At 55.0% G+C, this 19,929-nt stretch carries 17 protein-coding genes and 1 riboswitch; of the genes, 8 read left to right on the top strand and 9 right to left on the bottom strand.

Translation table 11 applies throughout. The features are described from left to right. Positions 1–118 precede the first annotated feature (118 nt). From UTO39_RS17770 to UTO39_RS17760, 3 genes are read left to right on the top strand one after another with little or no spacing between them, the layout of a single operon-like run. Complete coding sequence (locus tag UTO39_RS17770) at positions 119–1,396, top strand: nucleoside permease (protein WP_320727711.1); 1,278 nt, start codon at positions 119–121, stop codon at positions 1,394–1,396. Continuing rightward, positions 1,393–2,397, top strand: coding sequence for an ADP-ribosylglycohydrolase family protein (locus UTO39_RS17765; RefSeq protein ID WP_253542764.1), 1,005 nt, complete (start codon positions 1,393–1,395; stop codon positions 2,395–2,397). The genes UTO39_RS17770 and UTO39_RS17765 overlap by 4 nt, the downstream gene beginning before the upstream one ends. Next, the gene (locus tag UTO39_RS17760) at positions 2,394–3,347 is read left to right on the top strand and encodes a PfkB family carbohydrate kinase (protein WP_320727710.1); all 954 of its coding nucleotides are present in this window, start codon (positions 2,394–2,396) and stop codon (positions 3,345–3,347) included. Before UTO39_RS17765 ends, UTO39_RS17760 begins: the two co-directional genes overlap by 4 nt. On the opposite strand, the gene UTO39_RS17755 is transcribed toward UTO39_RS17760, so the two are convergent. From UTO39_RS17755 to thiM, 3 genes are read right to left on the bottom strand one after another with little or no spacing between them, the layout of a single operon-like run. Further along, a complete protein-coding gene (locus UTO39_RS17755) occupies positions 3,321–4,067 on the bottom strand; it encodes a GntR family transcriptional regulator (protein WP_028013821.1) in 747 nt (248 codons plus the stop codon). The genes UTO39_RS17760 and UTO39_RS17755 overlap by 27 nt on opposite strands. A gap of 42 nt (positions 4,068–4,109) precedes the next feature. Continuing rightward, positions 4,110–4,910 (bottom strand): bifunctional hydroxymethylpyrimidine kinase/phosphomethylpyrimidine kinase, encoded by an 801-nt coding sequence (gene thiD / locus UTO39_RS17750; RefSeq protein ID WP_320727709.1) that lies wholly within the window; start codon positions 4,908–4,910, stop codon positions 4,110–4,112. Then, positions 4,907–5,677, bottom strand: a complete 771-nt coding sequence (thiM, locus tag UTO39_RS17745; RefSeq protein WP_320727708.1) for a hydroxyethylthiazole kinase — start codon at positions 5,675–5,677, stop codon at positions 4,907–4,909. The genes thiD and thiM overlap by 4 nt, the downstream gene beginning before the upstream one ends. Before the next feature lie 35 nt (positions 5,678–5,712). Further along, positions 5,713–5,810: riboswitch (TPP riboswitch) on the bottom strand. A 644-nt stretch (positions 5,811–6,454) separates the two neighbouring features. Between thiM and UTO39_RS17740 the strand changes: the two genes are divergently transcribed. Continuing rightward, the gene (locus tag UTO39_RS17740; protein WP_320727707.1) at positions 6,455–7,540 is read left to right on the top strand and encodes a YadA-like family protein; all 1,086 of its coding nucleotides are present in this window, start codon (positions 6,455–6,457) and stop codon (positions 7,538–7,540) included. Between the two features lie 159 nt (positions 7,541–7,699). Continuing rightward, on the top strand, positions 7,700–8,170 hold the full coding sequence (locus UTO39_RS17735; protein WP_320727706.1) for a hypothetical protein: 471 nt from the start codon (positions 7,700–7,702) through the stop codon (positions 8,168–8,170). A gap of 49 nt (positions 8,171–8,219) precedes the next feature. Here the strand turns inward: UTO39_RS17735 and UTO39_RS17730 are convergent, their stop codons facing one another. Together UTO39_RS17730 and UTO39_RS17725 are read right to left on the bottom strand one after the other, a co-directional pair. After that, positions 8,220–9,653: a glycoside hydrolase family 32 protein gene (locus UTO39_RS17730; protein ID WP_320727705.1), complete on the bottom strand. Its 1,434-nt coding sequence runs from the start codon at positions 9,651–9,653 to the stop codon at positions 8,220–8,222. A 17-nt stretch (positions 9,654–9,670) separates the two neighbouring features. Next, complete coding sequence (locus UTO39_RS17725; protein ID WP_320727704.1) at positions 9,671–10,912, bottom strand: MFS transporter; 1,242 nt, start codon at positions 10,910–10,912, stop codon at positions 9,671–9,673. Positions 10,913–11,148: 236 nt separating this feature from the next. On the opposite strand from UTO39_RS17725, the gene UTO39_RS17720 reads away from it, so the two are divergent. The 3 genes from UTO39_RS17720 (at position 11,149) to UTO39_RS17710 (ending at position 15,362) form a co-directional block, all read left to right on the top strand. Then, positions 11,149–12,156: a LacI family DNA-binding transcriptional regulator gene (locus UTO39_RS17720; protein WP_320727703.1), complete on the top strand. Its 1,008-nt coding sequence runs from the start codon at positions 11,149–11,151 to the stop codon at positions 12,154–12,156. A 344-nt stretch (positions 12,157–12,500) separates the two neighbouring features. Beyond that, entirely contained in the window at positions 12,501–13,877 is a 1,377-nt protein-coding gene (locus tag UTO39_RS17715) for a diaminobutyrate--2-oxoglutarate transaminase (protein WP_014884533.1), read from the top strand. Positions 13,878–13,895: 18 nt separating this feature from the next. Next, positions 13,896–15,362 carry an aspartate aminotransferase family protein gene (locus UTO39_RS17710; RefSeq protein ID WP_320727702.1) on the top strand — a complete coding sequence of 489 codons (1,467 nt, stop codon included), beginning with the start codon at positions 13,896–13,898 and terminating at the stop codon, positions 15,360–15,362. Between the two features lie 36 nt (positions 15,363–15,398). Here UTO39_RS17710 and UTO39_RS17705 read toward each other — a convergent pair whose 3' ends face one another. The 4 genes from UTO39_RS17705 to UTO39_RS17690 all read right to left on the bottom strand — a co-directional run bounded on the left by UTO39_RS17705 (position 15,399) and on the right by UTO39_RS17690 (position 19,753). Beyond that, entirely contained in the window at positions 15,399–15,914 is a 516-nt protein-coding gene (locus tag UTO39_RS17705; RefSeq protein WP_320727701.1) for a protein disulfide oxidoreductase, read from the bottom strand. 76 nt (positions 15,915–15,990) lie between these two features. Further along, on the bottom strand, positions 15,991–18,165 hold the full coding sequence (locus tag UTO39_RS17700) for a polysaccharide biosynthesis tyrosine autokinase (RefSeq protein WP_320727700.1): 2,175 nt from the start codon (positions 18,163–18,165) through the stop codon (positions 15,991–15,993). After that, the gene (locus UTO39_RS17695; RefSeq protein ID WP_320727699.1) at positions 18,165–18,614 is read right to left on the bottom strand and encodes a protein tyrosine phosphatase; all 450 of its coding nucleotides are present in this window, start codon (positions 18,612–18,614) and stop codon (positions 18,165–18,167) included. The genes UTO39_RS17700 and UTO39_RS17695 overlap by 1 nt, the downstream gene beginning before the upstream one ends. Then, a complete protein-coding gene (locus UTO39_RS17690; RefSeq protein WP_320727698.1) occupies positions 18,614–19,753 on the bottom strand; it encodes a polysaccharide export protein in 1,140 nt (379 codons plus the stop codon). Before UTO39_RS17690 ends, UTO39_RS17695 begins: the two co-directional genes overlap by 1 nt. Positions 19,754–19,929 lie beyond the last annotated feature (176 nt).

The raw sequence follows: 19,929 nt of genomic DNA, 5'->3' as shown, positions 1-19,929 counted from the left end.
CTCGATTCGTGTACAACAAAACTGTTACATTGATCAAACAATCGCCACAAAGGTATTTAAAAGGTATTATTGAGTGGTATGTTAAAGGCGTACCTTATCTGACATGCAGGATTAAAAAATGAAAACGAAAGTCCAACTGTCATTCATGATGTTTGTTGAATGGTTTATCTGGGGCGCGTGGTTTGTGCCATTGTGGCTGTGGCTGAGCAAAAGCGGGTTTACCGCCGGGGAAATTGGCTGGTCTTACGCCTGTACCGCGATTGCCGCTATCCTCTCCCCGATTCTGGTCGGCTCGCTGACGGATCGCTTCTTCGCCGCGCAGAAAGTGCTGTCGGTGCTGATGTTTGCCGGCGCGATCCTGATGTACTTCGCCGCGCAGCAAACCCAGTTCAGCACCTTCTTCCCGCTGCTGCTGGTCTATTCCCTGACCTATATGCCGACCATCGCGCTGACTAACAGCATTGCCTTCGCGAACGTGGACGACGTTGAGGCCGATTTCCCGCGCATCCGCGTGATGGGCACCATCGGCTGGATCGCCTCGGGGCTGGCGTGCGGGTTCCTGCCGCAAATGCTCGGCTACAGCGATATTTCCGATACCAATATTCCGCTGCTGATGACCGCAGCCAGCTCCGCCCTGCTCGGCGTCTTTGCCCTGTTCCTGCCGAACACGCCGCCGAAAAGTACCGGCAAGCTGGATTTCAAAGTCATGCTGGGGCTGGATGCGCTGGTCCTGCTGCGCGACAAAAACTTCCTGGTATTCTTCTTCTGCTCGTTCCTGTTCGCCATGCCTCTGGCCTTCTACTACATCTTCGCCAACGGCTATCTCACCGAAGTGGGGATGAAAAACGCCACCGGCTGGATGACCCTCGGCCAGTTCTCTGAAATCTTCTTTATGCTCGCCCTGCCGTTCTTTACCAAACGCTTTGGTATTAAGAAGGTCTTGCTGCTGGGCCTGATCACCGCCGCCATCCGCTACGGGTTCTTCGTCTATGGCGGTGCGGAGCAGTACTTCACCTACGCCCTGCTGTTCCTCGGCATTCTGCTGCACGGCGTGAGCTACGACTTCTACTACGTGACCGCGTACATCTACGTGGATAAAAAAGCGCCGGTGCACATGCGCACCGCCGCGCAAGGCCTGATTACGCTGTGCTGTCAGGGGTTTGGTAGCCTGCTGGGTTACCGCCTGGGCGGCGTGATGATGGAAAAAATGTTCGCCTACAAAGAGCCGGTGAATGGGCTGACCTTCAACTGGGCCGGAATGTGGACATTTGGTGCAATCATGATTGCCGTGATTGCCGTGCTGTTTATGCTGTTTTTCCGCGAATCGGATAAAGAGATCACCGCAATTGAGGTGGTTGATGGCGATACCGCGCTGACACAAGGGGAAGTTAAATGAAACAAGACCGTATTCTCGGGGCCCTTTACGGCCAGGCGTTAGGGGATGCGATGGGCATGCCGTCGGAGCTGTGGCCGAGAAAGCGCGTCAAGGCGCACTTCGGCTGGATCGACCGTTTTTTACCCGGTCCGGCAGAGAATAACGCGGCCTGCTATTTCAAACAGGCAGAGTTCACCGATGATACCTCGATGGCGCTGTGCCTGGCCGATGCGATCGTTGAGTGCGACGGGGAGATTAACGCGGACGTTATCGGCAAGCATATCCTGAACTGGGCGCTCGACTTCGACGCGTTTAACAAAAACGTGCTCGGCCCAACCTCAAAAATCGCGCTTAACGCGATCCGTGACGGGAAGCCGGTCAGCGAGCTGGACAACAACGGCGTGACTAACGGGGCGGCGATGCGCGCCTCCCCGCTGGGCTGCCTGCTCCCGGCGACGCGGCTGGAGCACTTTGTGGGACAGGTAGCGCTGGCCTCCAGCCCGACGCATAAATCGGATCTCGCCATAGCCGGCGCGGTGGTGATTGCCTGGGCAGTTTCCCGCGCCATCGACGGGGAACGCTGGCAGAACATCGTCGATGCCCTGCCGGGGATCGCCCGCTATGCGCAGGAGGCGAAAACTACCACCTTCAGCGCGTCGCTGGCGGCGCGCATTGAGCTGGCGCTTAAGACCGTGCGGGAAGCCAACGGCATCGACTCCGCCAGCGAGCAGATTTATCAGCTCACTGGCGCAGGTACCAGCACCATTGAGTCCGTTCCTGCGGCCATCGCGATGGTGGAGCTGGCGGGAACCGACCCGAACCGCTGCGCGATTTTATGCGCCAATCTGGGCGGCGATACCGACACCATTGGCGCGATGGCGACGGCCATCTGCGGCGCGCTCCACGGCGTGCAGGCGATTGACCCGGCGCTGAAGGCCGAGCTCGATGCCGTTAACCAGCTCGATTTCGGTCACTACTGCGAAAAACTGCTGCACTTCAGGGAGCAAAGGGAGGGCGTATGAATTCGTTTGCCCAACATCTCGACACCCTGCACGCCACGCGCCCGGTGACGGTGCTGGGCGCGGCGGTAATTGACGTCATCGCCGACGCCTACGCCCTGCCCTGGCGCGGGTGTGATATCGAGCTTAAACAGCAGGGGGTGAATATCGGCGGCTGCGCGCTGAATATCGCCATCGCCCTGAAGCGGCTCGGCATTGCGGCGCAAAACGCCCTCCCCGTCGGCCACGGCGTGTGGGCGGATATTATTCGTAACGCGATGGCGAAGCAGGATCTGCACAGCGCCGTGGAGGCTGAAACCGGCGACAACGGCTGGTGTCTGGCGCTGGTGGAGCCTGACGGCGAGCGCACCTTTATGTCCTTTAGCGGCGTGGAGAACCAGTGGCAGCAGCGCTGGCTTGACGAGCTAAACGTTCCGCGAAACAGCCTGGTTTATCTTTCCGGCTACCAGCTGGCCTCGCCGTGCGGCGAGCTGCTGACAGGCTGGCTTGAAGGGCTGCGGGACGTGACGGCGCTTATCGATTTCGGCCCGCGCATCGCGGATATCCCCGACGCGCTGATGGCGCGGATTATGGCCTGCAGGCCGATCGTGTCGCTTAATCGTCAGGAAGCGGAGCTCGCTGCTGAAAGGCTGGGCGTTGAGGCTGAAAACCTGGGTGTGGAGTGGCAGCAGCGCTTCGGCGCCGCGCTGATTGTGCGCCATGATAAAGACGGTGCTACGTGGTATGACGGTGGTGCCTCGGGCGTTGTTCCGGCGTTTCCCGCCACGGTCGTGGACACCATTGGCGCTGGCGACAGCCACGCGGGCGGCACGCTTGCCGGGCTGGCGGCGGGATGGTCACTGGCGGATGCCGTTCTGCTGGGAAATGCCGTGGCGTCCTGGGTGGTCAGCCACCGCGGCGGGGACTGCGCCCCGACTCGCGAAGAATTATTCCTCGCACACAAAAACGTATAGATCGCTGCGACAGTAGCTGATGCTGTACTCAATCGGCCGGTGCTGCTGGTCAAGCGCAACCTGCTTGATCACCAGCACCGGTATTTTTTCGTCCATCTTAATGTGCGCCTGAAACTCGCTGTCCGGCATGCGGGCGCTGACCCGTGAACGGGTGCGCTGCGGGAAGATATTCTGACTGCGGAAGTAGTCGTACAGCGAAATCCCTATCGCATCCGGTTCGGGAATGAGCCCGACCGGCACCCAGGACTCTTCAATCGACACCGCATCATCATCCACATAGCGAATACGCTTCAGCAAAAAGACGTCGCTGTTCGGCTCCAGCGACAGGTGGCCCGCCACCTCTTCCGGGCATTTCACCACGCGCTTGTTGACCCAAAGCGTATTAGGCGTTTTACCGCGCAGCACCACCTGCTGAGAGAACCCGCGCGCTTCCTTGAGCGAGTATTCGAAGATGTTGTTAATTTGCGTGCCGTAACCCCGGGCTCGCGTGACAACCCCCTCGGCTTCCAGCGCCTGCATCGCTTTGCGCACGGTGATCCGCGACACCCCCGTTAACTGGCTCAGATCGCGCTCGCCGGGCAAAATGTTCCCGTGCTCCAGCACGCCGCTGCGCACCGCATTTTTTACCGTTTCGGCAAATTTCAGGTACAGCGGCGTGTTGTCAGGCGCGGCGATCCGTTCAGTCAGTTGAGCGATTAACCGGGTATGCGCTTGTTCCATCTCTGTTTTCTCAGGCGTGGTGTTTCCTGCCAGTATACTGGGTTACCACCACGCATGAAAATGATGAACCGGCCCAATACCGTGACCGACTTCCAGAGTATCGGCTTTTGCCAGCGCCGCCGAGAGCCAGATTTTCGCTTCTCGCACCGTCTCAGCCCAGCCGTCATGCCGCGGGCGCAGCGCCGCCAGCGCGGCGGAGAGGGTGCAACCCGTGCCGTGTGTGTTTTTGGTCTGCACGCGCGGAGCCGTAAAACGCTGCTCGCCGTCGCGGGTAAAGAGCCAGTCCGGGCTTTCAGCGTCATCCAGGTGGCCGCCTTTCAACAGCACCGCCCCGCACCCCATCGCCAGCAGCGCGTTCCCCTGCTCTTTCATTTCCCGTTCAGTTTGCGCGTGCGACGTGCCTAACAGCGCGGCGGCTTCCGGCAGATTGGGCGTGATGAGTGCAACCTGCGGCAGCAGCTTATTGCGCAGCGTCTCAACCGCAGAGGCGGAGAGCAGCGGATCGCCGCTTTTTGCCAGCATGACGGTATCCAGCACCACGTTTTGCACCTGATAGCGTTTAAGCCGCTCGGCCACCGCTTCCACAATGTCCGTTTCAGCCAGCATGCCGATCTTGGTGGTATCAATACGCACGTCGCTGAACACCGAATCCAGCTGCGCGGCAACAAAATCCGGCTCGATGCGGTAGACCGACTGCACGCCGCGCGTGTTTTGCGCCACCAGCGCGGTAATCACCGAGCAGCCGTACGCGCCAAGGGCCGAGAAGGTTTTCAGATCGGCCTGGATGCCCGCCCCGCCGCTGGGGTCGGTACCGGCTATGGTGAGAGCGTTAATCCGTTTCATGCCTGCTCCTCCAGCGTATAGAGCGCATCCAGGAACGCGCTGGCAAAGCTGCCTGGCCCTTGTGACTGCGCAACGGCCACCGTTCCGGCTCGCTTCATCCATCCACAGGCGGCGGCAACGTTATCCAGCCGGTCGCCCGGCAGCGAGCAGCTCGCCGCCACAACGGCAGAGAGCGCGCATCCGGTTCCCACTACGCGCGTCATCAGCGGGTCACCGCCCGTGACCGTGCGGGTCCGCTCTCCGTCGGTGATATAGTCCACCTCGCCAGTGACGACTATGATGGCATTGGTCTGGCGGGCCAGCGCCTGAGCGGCAGGCAACGCGCTGGCGGCGGTGTCGGTGGTATCAACGCCGCGCCCGCCCGCGCTCATTCCGGCAAGGGCCAGGATTTCGGAGGCGTTGCCGCGAATGGCGGCCGGTTTCAGGGCCAGAATTTGATGGCAAAAACGGGTGCGGAACGTCAGGGCGCCCACCGCAACCGGATCCAGCGTCCAGGGTTTGCCTGCCGCCACCGCGCTTTCAATCGCCCGACGCATCGACTGCGCGCGCGGCGAGGTCAGCGTGCCGACGTTAATCAGCAGCGCATCGGCAATGGCGGCGAACTGTTCAGCCTCTTCGGCCTCAATCACCATCGCCGGCGATGCGCCAAGCGCCAGCAAAACGTTAGCCGTAAAGGTCTGTACGACATCGTTGGTCATACAGTGGGTCAGCGGAGAACGGGTTCGGAAGTGGTGTACAACGTGTAAATCGAGCAGGTCAGGCTGCATGGGTTCGCTCCTGCCTTGCGTGAAGAAGCGATGACCGGGAAGGCATCTGACTTCCCTACGCTGGCATTATCCAGATCAGGTAATACGGGTATTTCTCAGCCTTCAACGTAGAAGGGCACCCCGAGTCATTTGGTAAGAATTAACTTACTTTTTGCCAGATTAGGGGAAGTTGCTTGCTGGCGCAAGCGCCCTTTTGGGGATCGCTTCTTCATGCAGGGTTGGTGCGAAAGAAAAGGTTAGTAGCGACAATTACAGGACTATTATGCCACTTCTTTAAATTAACACCATTCTCTATAACAATTACATTACGTCCAAAAAACACTCACTTTTTTCAGCGTTTAAGAAATAGCTCTACCAACATAATTTTTTCCGCTATTAGTCAGTCTTTTTTATGTTTCATTAATCATCAAATCTTATTTCGAATGAAATATAAAGTGAGTTCTAAACCGTTTAACCTCGCTAAACATTTAACCACTCAATCAAGGGGTTATCACGAAACGCGCATCTGGCCACGCACTTTATAAGTTAATGTAAACATTGAGATATTTTGCGCCACCTTTTAAAAAAAACACTTTGGCTATTCATGCCAATTATGATTTAGATCAATATCCTAAATCTCACATTAATTGATAGTTACTGCACGTTACGAATTAAGTGATTTATTCAAAATTCTCCGTAACGCCCGTTATTTTAATCAGGCGTAACCAGACGTTACATCAACGCGCCAGGATAGCCAGCCTTGCCCATTTTACTTTTTAAATGATGAGTGCTTTTCAAATGAAAGTTGTTAAAAATGCCGTTGCTGCTTTTGTATTTGGTGTTATTTCCACTGGCTCTATGAATGTAACTCAAGCTGCTGATGTAAACGTAAACGTAAACCTTAACGATAACGTAAAAAATCCAGGTACTTTCATTCAGATTCAGGGTACTGATAATAAAGCTTATAATCTGGATAACATGAAAGCTGAAAACGTAACGCAAGACGGGCAGATCTATAACCTGCAAGGCGATCGTGAACGTATGCAGAACGAGATTGACCTAAGTAAAGATAATATCAGCACTAATGCCAACGATATTTCCTCTCTTCAGACCTCTGTTTCTAATGTCGATCAGGAAGCTAAATTAGCAGGCGCTCTTGCCGACACCGCTAATACAAAAGGTGATGTGGCGTTAAAAGGCGTCCTTACTAACGGAACTGCAATTACTAATATCGAAACTGTTAACGCTGTCCAGGATAGCCGCCTTACAACTGTTGAAGCTACTAACGGTATACAAGATGGCCGCCTGTTAGCTCTTGAGAATGCACCAAAACCAACTAACGGCGTAGATGGAAAAGATGGCGCTAAAGGTGATAAAGGCGATACCGGCTCTACAGGCGCACAGGGCGTTGCTGGAGTTAACGGACGTGACGGAGCGAATGGTAAAGACGGCAAAGATGGCAAAAATGGCGTGATGACCACCGTGACACGCACGCAGGTAGACACGGCAACCCAGGCAAAAGTCGCCACTAATAGCCAGGCTATTACTGCCGAGGCTCAGGAGCTGCAGGCGACCAAACAGACATTACAGGCTCTGAATAACAACACTAACCAGCAATTTAGATCGCTGCGTGAGGAAGTCGATAATAACAAGAAAGAAGCAAACGCGGGTATCAGTGGCGCGATGGCGATGGCCGGTTTACCTCAGGTGCAAACGAATCAGCGCGTGATGTTCTCGGCTGGCGGTGCGACTTACAACGGTGAAAGCGCTTTAGCGGTTGGGGCGTCGGTTAACTTTAACGAACATATGGTTGGTAAAGTGAGCTTCTCTGATGACACAGCGAATAACATGGGAGCTTCAGTCGGCGTAGGGATCGGCTTTTAATAAATAACCAGCATGACAAAATACATTGTTATCTCTGTAATATTATACCTGATGCTTATTATCGTTGGCGCATGGTTAGGTATGATGTATCAGGCTTATTATATTTGCGGCTATTAAACCTCCTTTTATAGAAATTATTTCATCTAAGGTATCATCGTAATGATAAAGTCACTCTTGTCGGTATTAATAGCTGGTGCTGCCATCCTGCTTTCTGCGTGTACTTCACCTGCTCAGCGCATGGCCGAATGTGAGCGCCAGGGGATCAGCAAAGACACCTGCTACCTGGCTGAGCAAAATCGCCAGAATGTTTATAATGAAGCCGCACAAAATGCAGCATGGGCGAACGCGCGTGATGCCGCAGCGGGTACAGGTATTTGGGCTAAAAAAGACGCGAAACAACATGCTCAGGCAGCCAAAGCGGTTCACGCCTTTAAATGGGAAGGGATGAAGATCACGATTAAAGGCGAGATACTGGATGTCGATGGCGTATTGGGCGCGCTGGATGAAAATGAGCCTCAGGCAAAAGTTTATTCACAAGGGCTATACACCTTCATTTACTATCCTGCTAAAGGCAAACTAGCGGTGAGTAAAGAAGGAAAGTTTGTAGGCTACGCAACAAAGATTAAATAGAAAACAAAGGCGACACCTGTCGCCTTTTTCATTTGCAGGCCTTAACGTATTACTCTAACTGCCACGCCCCGGCATGAATAAGCGATGCGGTTCCCGTCCAGGCAAACAGCGCCAGCTCGCGCGCCCCTTCATCAGGGTAAATGCGGCTGCTCAGGCAGGCCTCCCCTTCATTGACAAACACTTCCACTGACGAGCTGTCAAAGAACAGGCGCAAGCTTAGCGTGTCGTTCAGGTTAAGCGCGACGCTTCGGGTACCGCACAGGCCATACTGCGGATAATGCCGCTCCAGCACCAGGCGCTGCATCTGCGCATCGACGTAGAGACGGAATCCGTCGCCAAGACGAATGCCGTACTGCTCCGCGCTGATGTTAGCGCAATCCCACTGCAGAATGACCTCCATCGCATCACAGCTTTCCACCTGAGCGATCTGCTGATTGTTGAGCGTACTCACCGGCCAGGGGAACCACGCTCCCCGCAGGCTTTCGACTTCTCTGGCTGGCCACATTTGCAGGCGGTTATCCGCGCCTAGCGTCAGCTCGCGCGGTAAAGAGAGCATGCCAGCCCACCCGTCCTGCTGTTCCGGAAGCGGGGATTCCCACATGTCCAACCAGCCGATAACGATGCGGCGGCCGTCAGGCGTCAGGAAGCTTTGTGGCGCATAGAAATCATGCCCGCAGTCCATCTCCACAAACTCACCTTCACGCACGAAAGGTTGGCCAGGCTGCCACTCCCCCAGCAGGTAACCGCTCTGGAAAAGATTACGATTTTTGAATCCCTCCGCAGCCAGCCCCTGAGGTGAAAACATCAGCACGCGTTTGCCGTTGAGGGTGAAAAAGTCCGGGCATTCCCACATGTAACCCATCTCTTTTTCAGCCACCGCAAGCACGCCCATATCCTGCCATTCGCGCAGGTCGTCAGAACGGTAAACGCGCACCTGGCCCGTCTCGCCATCACGTGCGCCGACAACCATGTACCAGCGATCCCCTTCGCGCCACACTTTCGGATCGCGAAAGTGATGCAGGCCAGGCGGCGTATCAACGATCGTTCCTTGTCGCGTAAAATGGACGCCATCACGGCTGGTTGCCAGGCACTGCACCTGGTAAAGGTTAGCATCGTCACCCGGATCGCCGTGGAATTTGTGTCCGGTATAAATCAGCGCCAGCGTATCGCCATCCACCACCGCCGAGCCGGAAAAACAGCCGTCCTTGTCTTCTGGCCCTTCCGGTGCCAGCGCCACCGGGAGGTGTTCCCAGCGAACTAAATCCTTGCTGCGCGCATGGCCCCAGTGCATCGGTCCCCATTGGGTCGAGTACGGATGATGCTGGTAAAAGGCGTGATACCAGCCGTCAAACCACACCAGGCCATTCGGGTCGTTCATCCAGCCGGCACGCGCGGCGAGGTGGTAACGGGGATACCAGCGCAGGTTAAGATCGCCGCGTTTGGCCTGTAATGCCTGTTCAGCTTTGGCAATGGAATACATCATTTGTTTACTCTTTTTAGTCAGACAGTCGAGGGTTGCGGCACGAGCGGGTCAGAAGAAGACTTACCCGAGCGCAACAGGAAGATGGAGATGAGCGTGGTGCTGAAAACTAACAGCCCCATGATGAGATAGGATTGGGCAAAGCCGTATTTCTCATAGCTGTAGCCTGCCAGCGGCGACAGAACCGAAGCAATCACCGAGCTTGTACAGGCAAAGCCCACCAGATAGAGGGTGGAGGAGAGCCGCTTATCAAAATGTAAGCTGTTGTATTTAAATACCGAAACCAGCAATACGGGCAGTTCAACCGCGTGCAGCAGCTTGGTAATGGAGATGAGCACTGGCCCCTCAACCAGCCCGGATGCCACCATACGCATTGCCATCACCATTCCCGCGAATATCAGGCCGTTTTTCGCGCCGAGGCGGTTCACCAGCCACGGGGCGCAAAACATACCCGCCGCCTCAAGGAAAACCTGGAAGGAGTTGAGATAGCCGTACATGGCGTTCCCTTCCTGCAACGTCGGGAACTGTGACGAGAAATAGACCGGGAACTGCTGATCGTAAACGCCGTAAATGCAGGTGCCGATAACGAAAAACACCAGCGCCCAGAAACGCGGCAGCGTCAGCAGGCGCAATGCGTCTTCCAGCGTCACCTTGCCACCGGACACCGCTTCCTGCATGGCGTGCGGTGCGGAAGAGACCCTGAGGCGCGCGAGCAAAACAAAAAACACCAGCCCGGCGCAGCTCGCGACAGCGAAATTCAGCTTCGGATTGATGTTAAACAGAAGCCCCGCAAAAAAGGTTGCCGCCGCCCAGCCAAGCGATCCCCACATTCTCGCCTTGCCAAACTCAAACTGGCTCTGACGGGCGACGCGTTCGGTATAGGATTCCAGCACCCCAATCCCACCGTTAAACGTCAGGCCAATAAAAATCCCGCCGAAAATACTGCCCAGCAACACGTTAATTTGCAGCAGATAGCCAAACAGCAAAAAGGCCGGGCCGGAAAGAATAAGCAGACTCGTCAGAAACCAGAGCAGGTTTTTGCGCAGGCCGAGTTTGTCCTGAATAAATCCATAGCAGATTTGAGCAAACAGCGCGGAGACGGAAAGCACGGCATAGATAACGCCCGTATCCCCCGCTTTTAAGCCCACTTCCTGATGGAGCCAGATAGAGAGCAACGAACCGGAAGATGACCAGGTGACAAAAAAGAAAAACAGTAAAGCGCTTAGTAAGAGGTAGCTGTGAGAGTGATGCGTTTTCATCATGGCATTCTCGTGTTGGAGTAATGACCCAATGGTAACGTTAACATTCATGCTTTCTCATGCTGCTTGATTAAGATTTAAGATGTTAATCACGAAAGTTAACGTTAACATTAAGGGAATGAGATCGCGATCAAAAATTCATCACTGAGGTAAGCATGACTTAACCTGATCATCAGCCTTCCTTTTACATCAGCGACTTAGTTGTATACCCTCTCACAGAGCATTAACGGAGTAAGAAAATGGCTTCCCTGAAGGACGTCGCAAAGCTGGCTAACGTCTCGCTGATGACGGTTTCCCGCGCGCTTAACAGCCCGGAGCGCCTCAAGCCGGAAACGCTGGCGCGCGTGCAGTGGGCTATCGAGCAGACCAGCTACGTCCCCGATCTGTCCGCAAAGAAAATACGCGGCGCGAATGCTTCGCCTAAAACCATAGGCGTGCTGGCGCTTGATACGGTCACGACACCTTTTTCGGTGGAGATTACGCTGTCCATTGAAGAGACGGCCAGGATGCACGGCTGGAATAGCTTCGTCATGAATATGTTTGCTGACGACAACCCGGATGCCATCGTCGATCTTCTGCTCTCCCACCGGCCAGACGGGATTATCTACACCACGATGGGGTTACGTCAGGTTCCTCTTCCTGCCAAGCTGCTCACCCTTCCCTGCGTGCTGGCGAACTGTGAGAGTGTCGGTGAAAAGGTCGCCAGCTATATCCCGGATGATGAACAGGGGCAGTACGCCGCCGTCAGGGCCTTACTCGCGGAAGGCTATCGGAAACCCCTGTGCCTGCATTTACCTGTGGGCCATCTGGCCACAACCCGACGCCGCCAGGGGCTGGAACGCGCCTGCCGTGAAGCCGGGGTCGACCCGGACAGCCTCGAACATGAGTATATGGCGCTCGGGGATGAGCATTACCGTGATATTCCGTCCGCATTGCTGGCGCGCATCCAGAACGGCATTCCGCGGTTTGACTCCGTTATCTGCGGTAACGATCGTATCGCGTTTATGGTGTACCAGACGCTGCTGGCGCAAGGGCTTCGCATTCCTGAAGATGTCGCGGTTATCGGCTACGACAATATGGTGGGCATTGGCGAGCTATTTTTGCCGCCTCTTTCAACGGTTCAGTTGCCCCACTACGAAATTGGCCGCCTGAGCGCCCTGCACATTATTAACGGTGACGAACACCGGGAAACGACGCGCGTTGAAAGTCCATTTTTAATGCGTGATTCTATTGCGCGCGCCATGTGACTGCCGCTTTTTGTCGTTGATGGAAAAATAAGGAGGTATGAAGGCAGCATACCGCCTTTTTTTGTCAGTCAATGGCACGATTTGTCACACTCTTTTCTGTCATTTAACACACCGAACAAAACCACCATAACACTTTGTTTTTATTGCAAATAAATTGCAATTCTCTTTTTAAAAATGGTGATCTCGCCTCTCCTGTGCCCCATGTCACAAAACAGTAAACAAATTAACCATTGAGCCCCGTGACAAAAGGCTCTATATTGGCGGCGTTTTTTTCAGGCCCCCATCTGTTTTTTAACTTTTTATTCAATCGTGGCTCATAGCGAAGCGGCGGTTGTAGGAGTGATATGATGACGGATAAAGTCCGTATTGACACCGTAGATGCCCACAAAAGCAACGAAACCTATCTGGCCCGTCAGGCCGAGTTTGAATCTAACGTCAGGAGTTATCCGCGCAAACTGCCTTTAGCGATTACTAAAGCAGAAGGCGTGTGGATCACCGATGCAGATAATAAAGAATACCTTGACTGTTTAGCAGGCGCAGGGACCCTTGCGCTTGGCCATAACCATCCTGATGTGCTGAAAAGCATCCAAAATGTCATTACCAGCGGCTTGCCGTTACACACTCTGGATCTGACTACGCCTCTGAAAGACGCGTTTTCTGAATACCTGCTCTCTCTGCTGCCAGGCCAGGGCAAAGAGTACTGCCTGCAGTTCACCGGTCCATCCGGTGCCGACGCCGTTGAAGCGGCGCTGAAGCTGGCGAAAAAAGTGACCGGCCGCAGCGGTATCATCAGCTTCTCTGGTGGTTACCACGGCATGACCCACGGCGCACTGTCCGTGACCGGCAACCTGTCTCCGAAAGAAGCGGTTGACGGCATGATGCCAGAGGTGCAGTTCATGCCTTACCCGCACGAGTACCGCTGCCCGCTGGGTATCGGTGGTGAAGCGGGCGTGAAAGCGCTGACTTACTACTTCGACAACCTGATCAACGACGTTGAAAGCGGCGTGCGTAAGCCTGCTGCGGTAATTCTGGAAGCCGTTCAGGGCGAAGGCGGCGTAAACCCGGCTCCGGCCGAGTGGCTGCAGCGCATCCGCAAAGTGACTCAGGAACACGGCATTCTGCTGATCCTGGACGAAGTTCAGGCTGGCTTTGCCCGTACCGGTAAATTCTTCGCCTTCGAACACGCGGGCATTGAGCCAGACATCATCGTGATGTCTAAAGCAGTCGGTGGCGGTCTGCCGCTGGCCGTGCTCGGCATCAAAAAGCAGTTCGACGCATGGGCGCCAGGCCACCACACCGGCACCTTCCGCGGCAACCAGCTGGCGATGGCAACCGGTCTGACGACGCTGAAAATCCTGAAAGACCAGAACATCGCAGGCAAAGTGGCTGCTCAGGGCGAATGGCTGAAAGGCCAGCTGAAAGAGATGGCGAAACGTTATCCGGTAATCGGTCACGTTCGCGGTCTGGGCATGATGATCGGTATCGAGATCGTTAAGCCGCACGAAGCCGCTGACCACATGGGCTGCTTCCCTGGCGACGGCGAGCTGTCTGCGCTGATTCAGAAGAAGTGCTTCGAAGCCGGTCTGATTCTGGAGCGTGGTGGTCGTAACGGTATCGTTCTGCGCCTGCTGCCTTCTCTGCTGATCAGCGATGAAGAGCTGAAAATCTTCCTGGATAAATTCGAGCAGGCACTGCTTGCTGCGGGCGTTCGCCCGGCGTAACCGGAGTAGTTGATTACGATGTCAGATTCAAACCCAATTTTGTTCTCCTCTGCGCAGAGCATTGAAGCTTACCAGCAGGCGATTGAACAAAGCACTCAGGCTGTGATGCAGTGGCTGAAGCAGCCTGAGATGTACCAGGGCAAAACGGTCGCGGAGCTGCGCGACCGTATTAAGCTGGATTTCAACCCGAAAGGGCTGGGCAACGAAGCGGCGATTGAACGCGCCGTAGAGTTCTTCCTGAAAGACAGCTTGTCCGTTCATCACCCGCAGTGCGTGGCGCACCTGCACTGCCCAAGCCTGGTGGTAAGCCAGGCGGCGGAAGTGCTGATCAACGCCACTAACCAGAGTATGGACTCCTGGGATCAAAGCCCGTCCGCAACCATTATTGAGATCAAACTGATCGAGTGGCTGCGTACCCGCGTGGGTTATCAGGCTGGCGACGCGGGTGTCTTCACCAGCGGCGGTACCCAGAGCAACCTGATGGGTCTGATGCTGGCCCGTGACGCGTTCTTCGCGCGTCAGGGCCACTCCGTTCAGCAGGACGGTCTGGTGGGCGATCTGCGCAAGATCCGCGTCCTGTGCTCTGAAAACGCGCACTTCTCCGTACAGAAAAACATGGCGCTGATGGGCCTGGGCTACCAGTCCGTGGTGCAGGTGAAAACCGACGAGTTCTCCCGCATGGATCTGACCGATCTGGCGGCGAAAATCGAACAGTGCAACGCGAACGGCGAGCAGATTCTGGCCATCGTTGCGACGGCAGGTACCACCGATGCCGGCGCTATCGACCCGCTGCGCGCGATCGCTAAACTGGCGGCGAAGCAGAACATCTGGGTACACGTTGATGCGGCCTGGGGCGGCGCGCTGCTGATGTCTGAGCAGTATCGTCACTACCTGGACGGCATTGAGCTGGTGGATTCCGTCACCCTGGACTTCCACAAGCAGTTCTTCCAGACCATTAGCTGCGGCGCGTTCCTGCTGAAAGAAGCGCGCCACTATGAGCTGATGCGCTATCAGGCGGCATACCTGAACTCTGAGTTCGACGAAGAAGCGGGCGTGCCTAACCTGGTGTCCAAATCTCTGCAGACCACCCGCCGTTTCGACGCGCTGAAGCTGTGGATGAGCCTGGAAGCGCTGGGTCAGGAGCAATACGCGGCGATCATCGATCACGGCGTAACGCTGGCGCAGCAGGTTGCGGCCTACGTGAAAGAGCAGCCTGCTCTGGAACTGGTTATGCAGCCACAGCTGGCAAGCGTGCTGTTCCGCTTCCGTGGCCAGGTGCAGATGGACGACGCGGGCATCGCCCTGCTGAACCAGAAAATTGGTGATGCGCTGCTGGAATCCGGCCGTGCAAACGTCGGTGTGACCGAGCATAACGGCATCACCTGCCTGAAGCTGACCCTGCTGAACCCAACCGTGACGCTGGAGGATATCAAAATCCTGCTGTCGTTGGTTGAGCGCACCGCGCAGGAAGTTCTGGCTAAGTAATACAAAACCCCTCTTCCGTCGGAAGAGGGGTTATCTTTATACGCCTGCCCACCACATTCTGATTTTCAATCCCCAGTAGCTCGTCCAGCCCGTTGTGGTACTGACTACTTTCCCCTTTGACACAATCACCAGCGTCGGCGTTACGCTCACCTGCCACTGCTGCGACAAGGCGCCGTTTGCATCGTTAATCACCGGCATACTCAGGTTTTTCTTTTCAGCCCAGCGGGCGAGCTTTGCATCGTCACCGGAACGCATGGCAATGCTCACGACGTTACCACCCTCTTTTGCCAGCTTATCGACCGCAGGTGTCGTATAACGACAGATGCTACACCAGGTTGCCCAGACGTAAATCAGCAGCGGGCGCTGCTGGCTGAGCGCCGCGATATCGTGAATGTTACCGTCGATGCTCTGCATGGGCGTTGCGCTAAAGCTGGCGGGTAATGACGGCTTTCGGTATTGATCCACACCCCACATGACCGCCAGCGTAAGCAGAATGAGTATGATCCCTTCCCGCGCCCAGCGGCGCAGGCGACTCAATTTACGGTTATCCATTATGACCTCTCGATTTAACGGAGGTCATCTTAACGGGCTATTCGGCGTTATGCTGTAAAGAAGTGTCGCGCCGCTTTTATTCCGGGGTATAGCCGTAGTCGTAATGGCTATAACCCGAGTGGTAATAGAACGCAGCGGATTTCACAATATCATTGAGAATCGCACCTTCAACCTGTACGCCCATCTGCTTCAGACGCTTCCGGCAATTCTCGATCTCTTTGACGCTGGTTTTACCGAAACGGGCAACTAGCAACGTGGTTGCCGCGGCTCTGGCGACGAGTAGCGCATCCGTCACGGCCAGCACCGGTGGCGTGTCGACAATCACGATGTCGTATTCTTTGTCTATTCGCGACATTACCGTCTGGAAGCGCTCATTCATAAGCAGCTCGACAGGATGCGAAGGCTGAGCTCCACAGGTCAACACATCAAAGCCACCTTTCTCGAAGCGTTGAATCGCATCCTGCCACTCTACATTTCCCCCCAGCACGCTGGACAACCCATGGCGGTTGTTCAATTTGAAAATGTTGTGGACATATCCTTTGCGCATATCCGCATCAATAAACAGCACACGCTGTCCGGCCTGAGCCGCAATCGACGCCAGCGAGGTGCTCACCAGGGTCTTTCCGCAGTCCTGCGAAGGGCCTGAAACCGCGACTATCCGGTTAGCGGCATCCATCATGGTGAAATGCAGACTGGTGCGTAACCCGCGCACCGCCTCGACAAACATATCTGCCGGACGTTCAACGGGCAGGAAAGGTACGTTTGACGTCCTGTGCTTCCAGTGGGAAGCAAACAGCGTCCTCCTGCGCAAATGCGTTTTTTTCCACAGCCACACCGAACGCGGGAGCGTAGCCAGAAGAGGCATTCCCTGCGCTTCCAGCGGTTCAGACGAGGTGATGCCCCGTTTAAACGCAGAGCGCACCAACACCGTTCCTGCCGAGAGCATCAATCCCACCAGCATACCGAGCACAATGATAATCACTTTGCGCGGTTTGACTGGGGCAGGCTGCGTTACTGCTGGGTCAATGATCCGCACGTTTCCGATGGCGCTGGAGCGCGAGATATTCAGCTCCTGCTGACGCGTCAGCAGCTGCAGGTAGATGGTGCGCCCGGACTCAACGTCACGGCTTAAGCGCAAAATTTCCTGCTGCGTAGAAGGCATGGATGAGACTCGGTTATTCAGGCGCGTACGTTCCTGCTCCAGGGTCTGTTTTTTCTCCCGTAAGGCGCGATAGGTTGGGTGATCCTTTTTGAAAAGCTGAGAAACTTCTGCTTCGCGGAACGTCAGCTCGTTAAGCTGGTTTTCCACATTAACCACCTGATCGAGAACCGTCTTCGCCTCAAGGGAGAGATCGACAGAATCGCGCTGCTCTCTGTAGGCGTTCAGTCGCGCTTCGGCTTCATCCAGTTCGCGGCTGATTTTAGGTAATTGATCCTGTAAAAACGCCAGGCTGCGGGTATCTTTAGCCTCCTGGCGCGCAATGTTCTGGCTGAGATAATTTTCAGCAATGGTGTTGAGCACCACGGCGATCTTGTCAGGGTCCTCGCCCGTCAGCGTTAAGGTGATAATTCCGCTCTGCTTCGCCGACTCCGAAACAGTGAGTCGGCGCTGAAGGGCGTTAATCGCTTCAAGCTTTGTGACGGTTTCGAGGGCAAACCGGGTCCCTGGCGCCGCATTGAGGGAGGTAACAAGCAGCGTTACTCCGTCTTTAACCAGCGTTTTCCCAACGACGCCATCAGCCTCAAGCGTTTTTCCTTCGAGGTGATACCGGCCCTGCTCCTGAACGGTCAGTAAAAGTTCCTGTGGCTTGTCTTCCAGAAGGGGGATGGTAAGCGCGCCAATTGTCAGTTCATCGGCTTTACGCCCTCGTTCCAGCAGCGCCCCAATGACGGACAGCACGCGCCGTTTAACGCTGTACGTTAGCCCCAGCTTGTCAACGGTCTCTCCCAGAATCATCCGCGACCTGAGCAGCAGGAGTTCGGGAGCTACATCAGGTGAAAGATCGGTCCCAAACTGGCTTAAGCTTTTGAGCAACGAATTGTCCTGCTTCGCTTCTATCTGTACAAGGGCATCAGCCTGATAGATCGGTGTGACGCTATACGCATAGATCCCGGCGCATACGGTGAACAGGAGCGTGATGCACGCTATCATTACCCGATGATCAAACATCTCTGCCATCAGCTGAATGAGATCAATTTCATTATTATGCGGTGTCGCAGCACCAAATTTGTCTGATTTATGAGACGACATTACTGCTTCATTCCTTGTTGACGCAAACGACGAGCCCATTCCTGGCTGGCTTTTCCTAACTGCTCGAAAACATATTCGAAGGCTTCCCGGCTTTTGCGATACGGATCGGGAATGTCCTTTGTTTCCAGCCACTGTCCAAACAACAGCGATTTCCCCCGATTCTCCGGCGCGATTGAGGCAATAAAACGGAGATGCTCTGGCTCCATCACCAGAATCAAATCGGATTTTTGTAACAGAAAACGTGTGACCTTACGCGCCACGTGACCTTCCAGCGAAACGCCATGACGTAAGGCGACAGCCCTTGCAGCCGCATCCGCCGGGCGTCCTTCAAGCCCGAAAATGCCTGCCGAGGTCACCTGCGCGTCGGGTAGCTGCTGGCGCAACAGCCGCTCACCAATCGGTGAACGGCAAATATTGCCGGTGCAAACCACGAGAATTGAATTGAACATTATTGCGGCCACGACCTGATGTAACGGACGGTTTCGGTCAGGTCATGTACGCCGCTGATGGTGGGTACCAGCTGGGCGATCACGCGGTTCCAGCGTGAAAGCGGTGCCGTCGTGACATAGACAATGTCGTACGGTTCCAGCTCGAATTCTGTACTCAACACCATGTCTGAGGCATCTTCCGCATTGAGTTGATAGATGTTGGCGATTTTGTCTTTCTCGCCTTTTCGTGAAACCGGGCGAATAACAAAAATCCCGGTTGCATCGGCCATATTCTGGTTCAGCCCGCCTGCATTCCCCAGGGCTTCGGCCAGCGTCATGCCGCTACGATCCATCTTAAGGGTGCTCTGTTTAACCACCTCGCCCATCACGAACACTTTCAGCGCGTCGTTCCGGGGAACAAACAGGATATCGCCCGGATAAAGCAGCTTATTTTGGGTCAAATCGCCATGTTGCATCAGAGCATAGAGTGAAAGGCGCGAGTCCTGGCCATCATGCGTGAGCACGACGTTACGCCAGTCGGCATCCGCAGAGAGACCGCCTGCGGCGTTCACCGCATCCATTACCGTCAATGGAATATTGGTTATTGGCTGCTGGCCCGATTTCTCAACCTCTCCAGTGATATAGGCTTTTTGAGAACGGAAGGAGGCAACGCTGACGTCCACCTGCGGGCTCTCAATGACCTTATCCAGCCGCGCGGTGATCTCCTCACGTACCTGCGAAACCGTTTTGCCCGCCACTTTCAGCCTGCCGACGTAGGGGTAGAAGAGCGTGCCATCGGCGTTAACCCAGTTACCCGCGTCGCTCGCGCTACGGTACTGCCCTGCAGGCGTTGTGAGTTCAGGGTGATCCCAGACGGTGACCGTCAGAATGTCCCCTGGGCCAATGCGGTATTCCCAGTTTTTGAGCTGCTCATCCAGATTAGGATTTGCCTGAGATTTAGAAACGGGTGGGCGCAGTTTTTCAATTAATTCCGGGGTTAAAGGAAAAACCTCCACGCGTTTGTCCAGCGGATCGTTAATTTCTTCACCGGTAGTGACTTTTTTACCGGAAAGACTTAAGTTCTGGCCTGGTGAAAATACACATCCTGTTAGCTGGCTGAGCGTCAGAAAGGACAGTAAAAAAGCAGTTGTATTTTTCATTTATATAAATTGTTGATTTATCGTTGCGCCGGGCATTTAACTTGCAAAAAAAACACAAGCAACACCTTGAAATATAGTTATTTATTATTTTTCCGCATTAGTGCAAAGCGCAAACCCGCTGTTGTTTAAAAAGTTAAACACAGCGCACAATTGCGCAAGAAAACGGAGAGTAATAA

This window comes from Enterobacter sp. 118C5 (assembly GCF_034107645.1).
GTDB lineage: Bacteria > Pseudomonadota > Gammaproteobacteria > Enterobacterales > Enterobacteriaceae > Enterobacter > Enterobacter nematophilus.
This window is presented reverse-complemented; position numbering and strand designations above follow the sequence as displayed.

Excerpts from the sequence above, each read along its gene's own strand:
- UTO39_RS17770 (WP_320727711.1), top strand. The coding sequence starts at position 119 with ATGAAAACGAAAGTCCAACTGTCATTCATGATGTTTGTTGAATGGTTT.
- UTO39_RS17765 (WP_253542764.1), top strand. The coding sequence starts at position 1,393 with ATGAAACAAGACCGTATTCTCGGGGCCCTTTACGGCCAGGCGTTAGGG.
- UTO39_RS17760 (WP_320727710.1), top strand. The coding sequence starts at position 2,394 with ATGAATTCGTTTGCCCAACATCTCGACACCCTGCACGCCACGCGCCCG.
- UTO39_RS17755 (WP_028013821.1), bottom strand. The coding sequence starts at position 4,067 with ATGGAACAAGCGCATACCCGGTTAATCGCTCAACTGACTGAACGGATC.
- thiD (WP_320727709.1), bottom strand. The coding sequence starts at position 4,910 with ATGAAACGGATTAACGCTCTCACCATAGCCGGTACCGACCCCAGCGGC.
- thiM (WP_320727708.1), bottom strand. The coding sequence starts at position 5,677 with ATGCAGCCTGACCTGCTCGATTTACACGTTGTACACCACTTCCGAACC.
- UTO39_RS17740 (WP_320727707.1), top strand. The coding sequence starts at position 6,455 with ATGAAAGTTGTTAAAAATGCCGTTGCTGCTTTTGTATTTGGTGTTATT.
- UTO39_RS17735 (WP_320727706.1), top strand. The coding sequence starts at position 7,700 with ATGATAAAGTCACTCTTGTCGGTATTAATAGCTGGTGCTGCCATCCTG.
- UTO39_RS17730 (WP_320727705.1), bottom strand. The coding sequence starts at position 9,653 with ATGATGTATTCCATTGCCAAAGCTGAACAGGCATTACAGGCCAAACGC.
- UTO39_RS17725 (WP_320727704.1), bottom strand. The coding sequence starts at position 10,912 with ATGATGAAAACGCATCACTCTCACAGCTACCTCTTACTAAGCGCTTTA.
- UTO39_RS17720 (WP_320727703.1), top strand. The coding sequence starts at position 11,149 with ATGGCTTCCCTGAAGGACGTCGCAAAGCTGGCTAACGTCTCGCTGATG.
- UTO39_RS17715 (WP_014884533.1), top strand. The coding sequence starts at position 12,501 with ATGATGACGGATAAAGTCCGTATTGACACCGTAGATGCCCACAAAAGC.
- UTO39_RS17710 (WP_320727702.1), top strand. The coding sequence starts at position 13,896 with ATGTCAGATTCAAACCCAATTTTGTTCTCCTCTGCGCAGAGCATTGAA.
- UTO39_RS17705 (WP_320727701.1), bottom strand. The coding sequence starts at position 15,914 with ATGGATAACCGTAAATTGAGTCGCCTGCGCCGCTGGGCGCGGGAAGGG.
- UTO39_RS17700 (WP_320727700.1), bottom strand. The coding sequence starts at position 18,165 with ATGTCGTCTCATAAATCAGACAAATTTGGTGCTGCGACACCGCATAAT.
- UTO39_RS17695 (WP_320727699.1), bottom strand. The coding sequence starts at position 18,614 with ATGTTCAATTCAATTCTCGTGGTTTGCACCGGCAATATTTGCCGTTCA.
- UTO39_RS17690 (WP_320727698.1), bottom strand. The coding sequence starts at position 19,753 with ATGAAAAATACAACTGCTTTTTTACTGTCCTTTCTGACGCTCAGCCAG.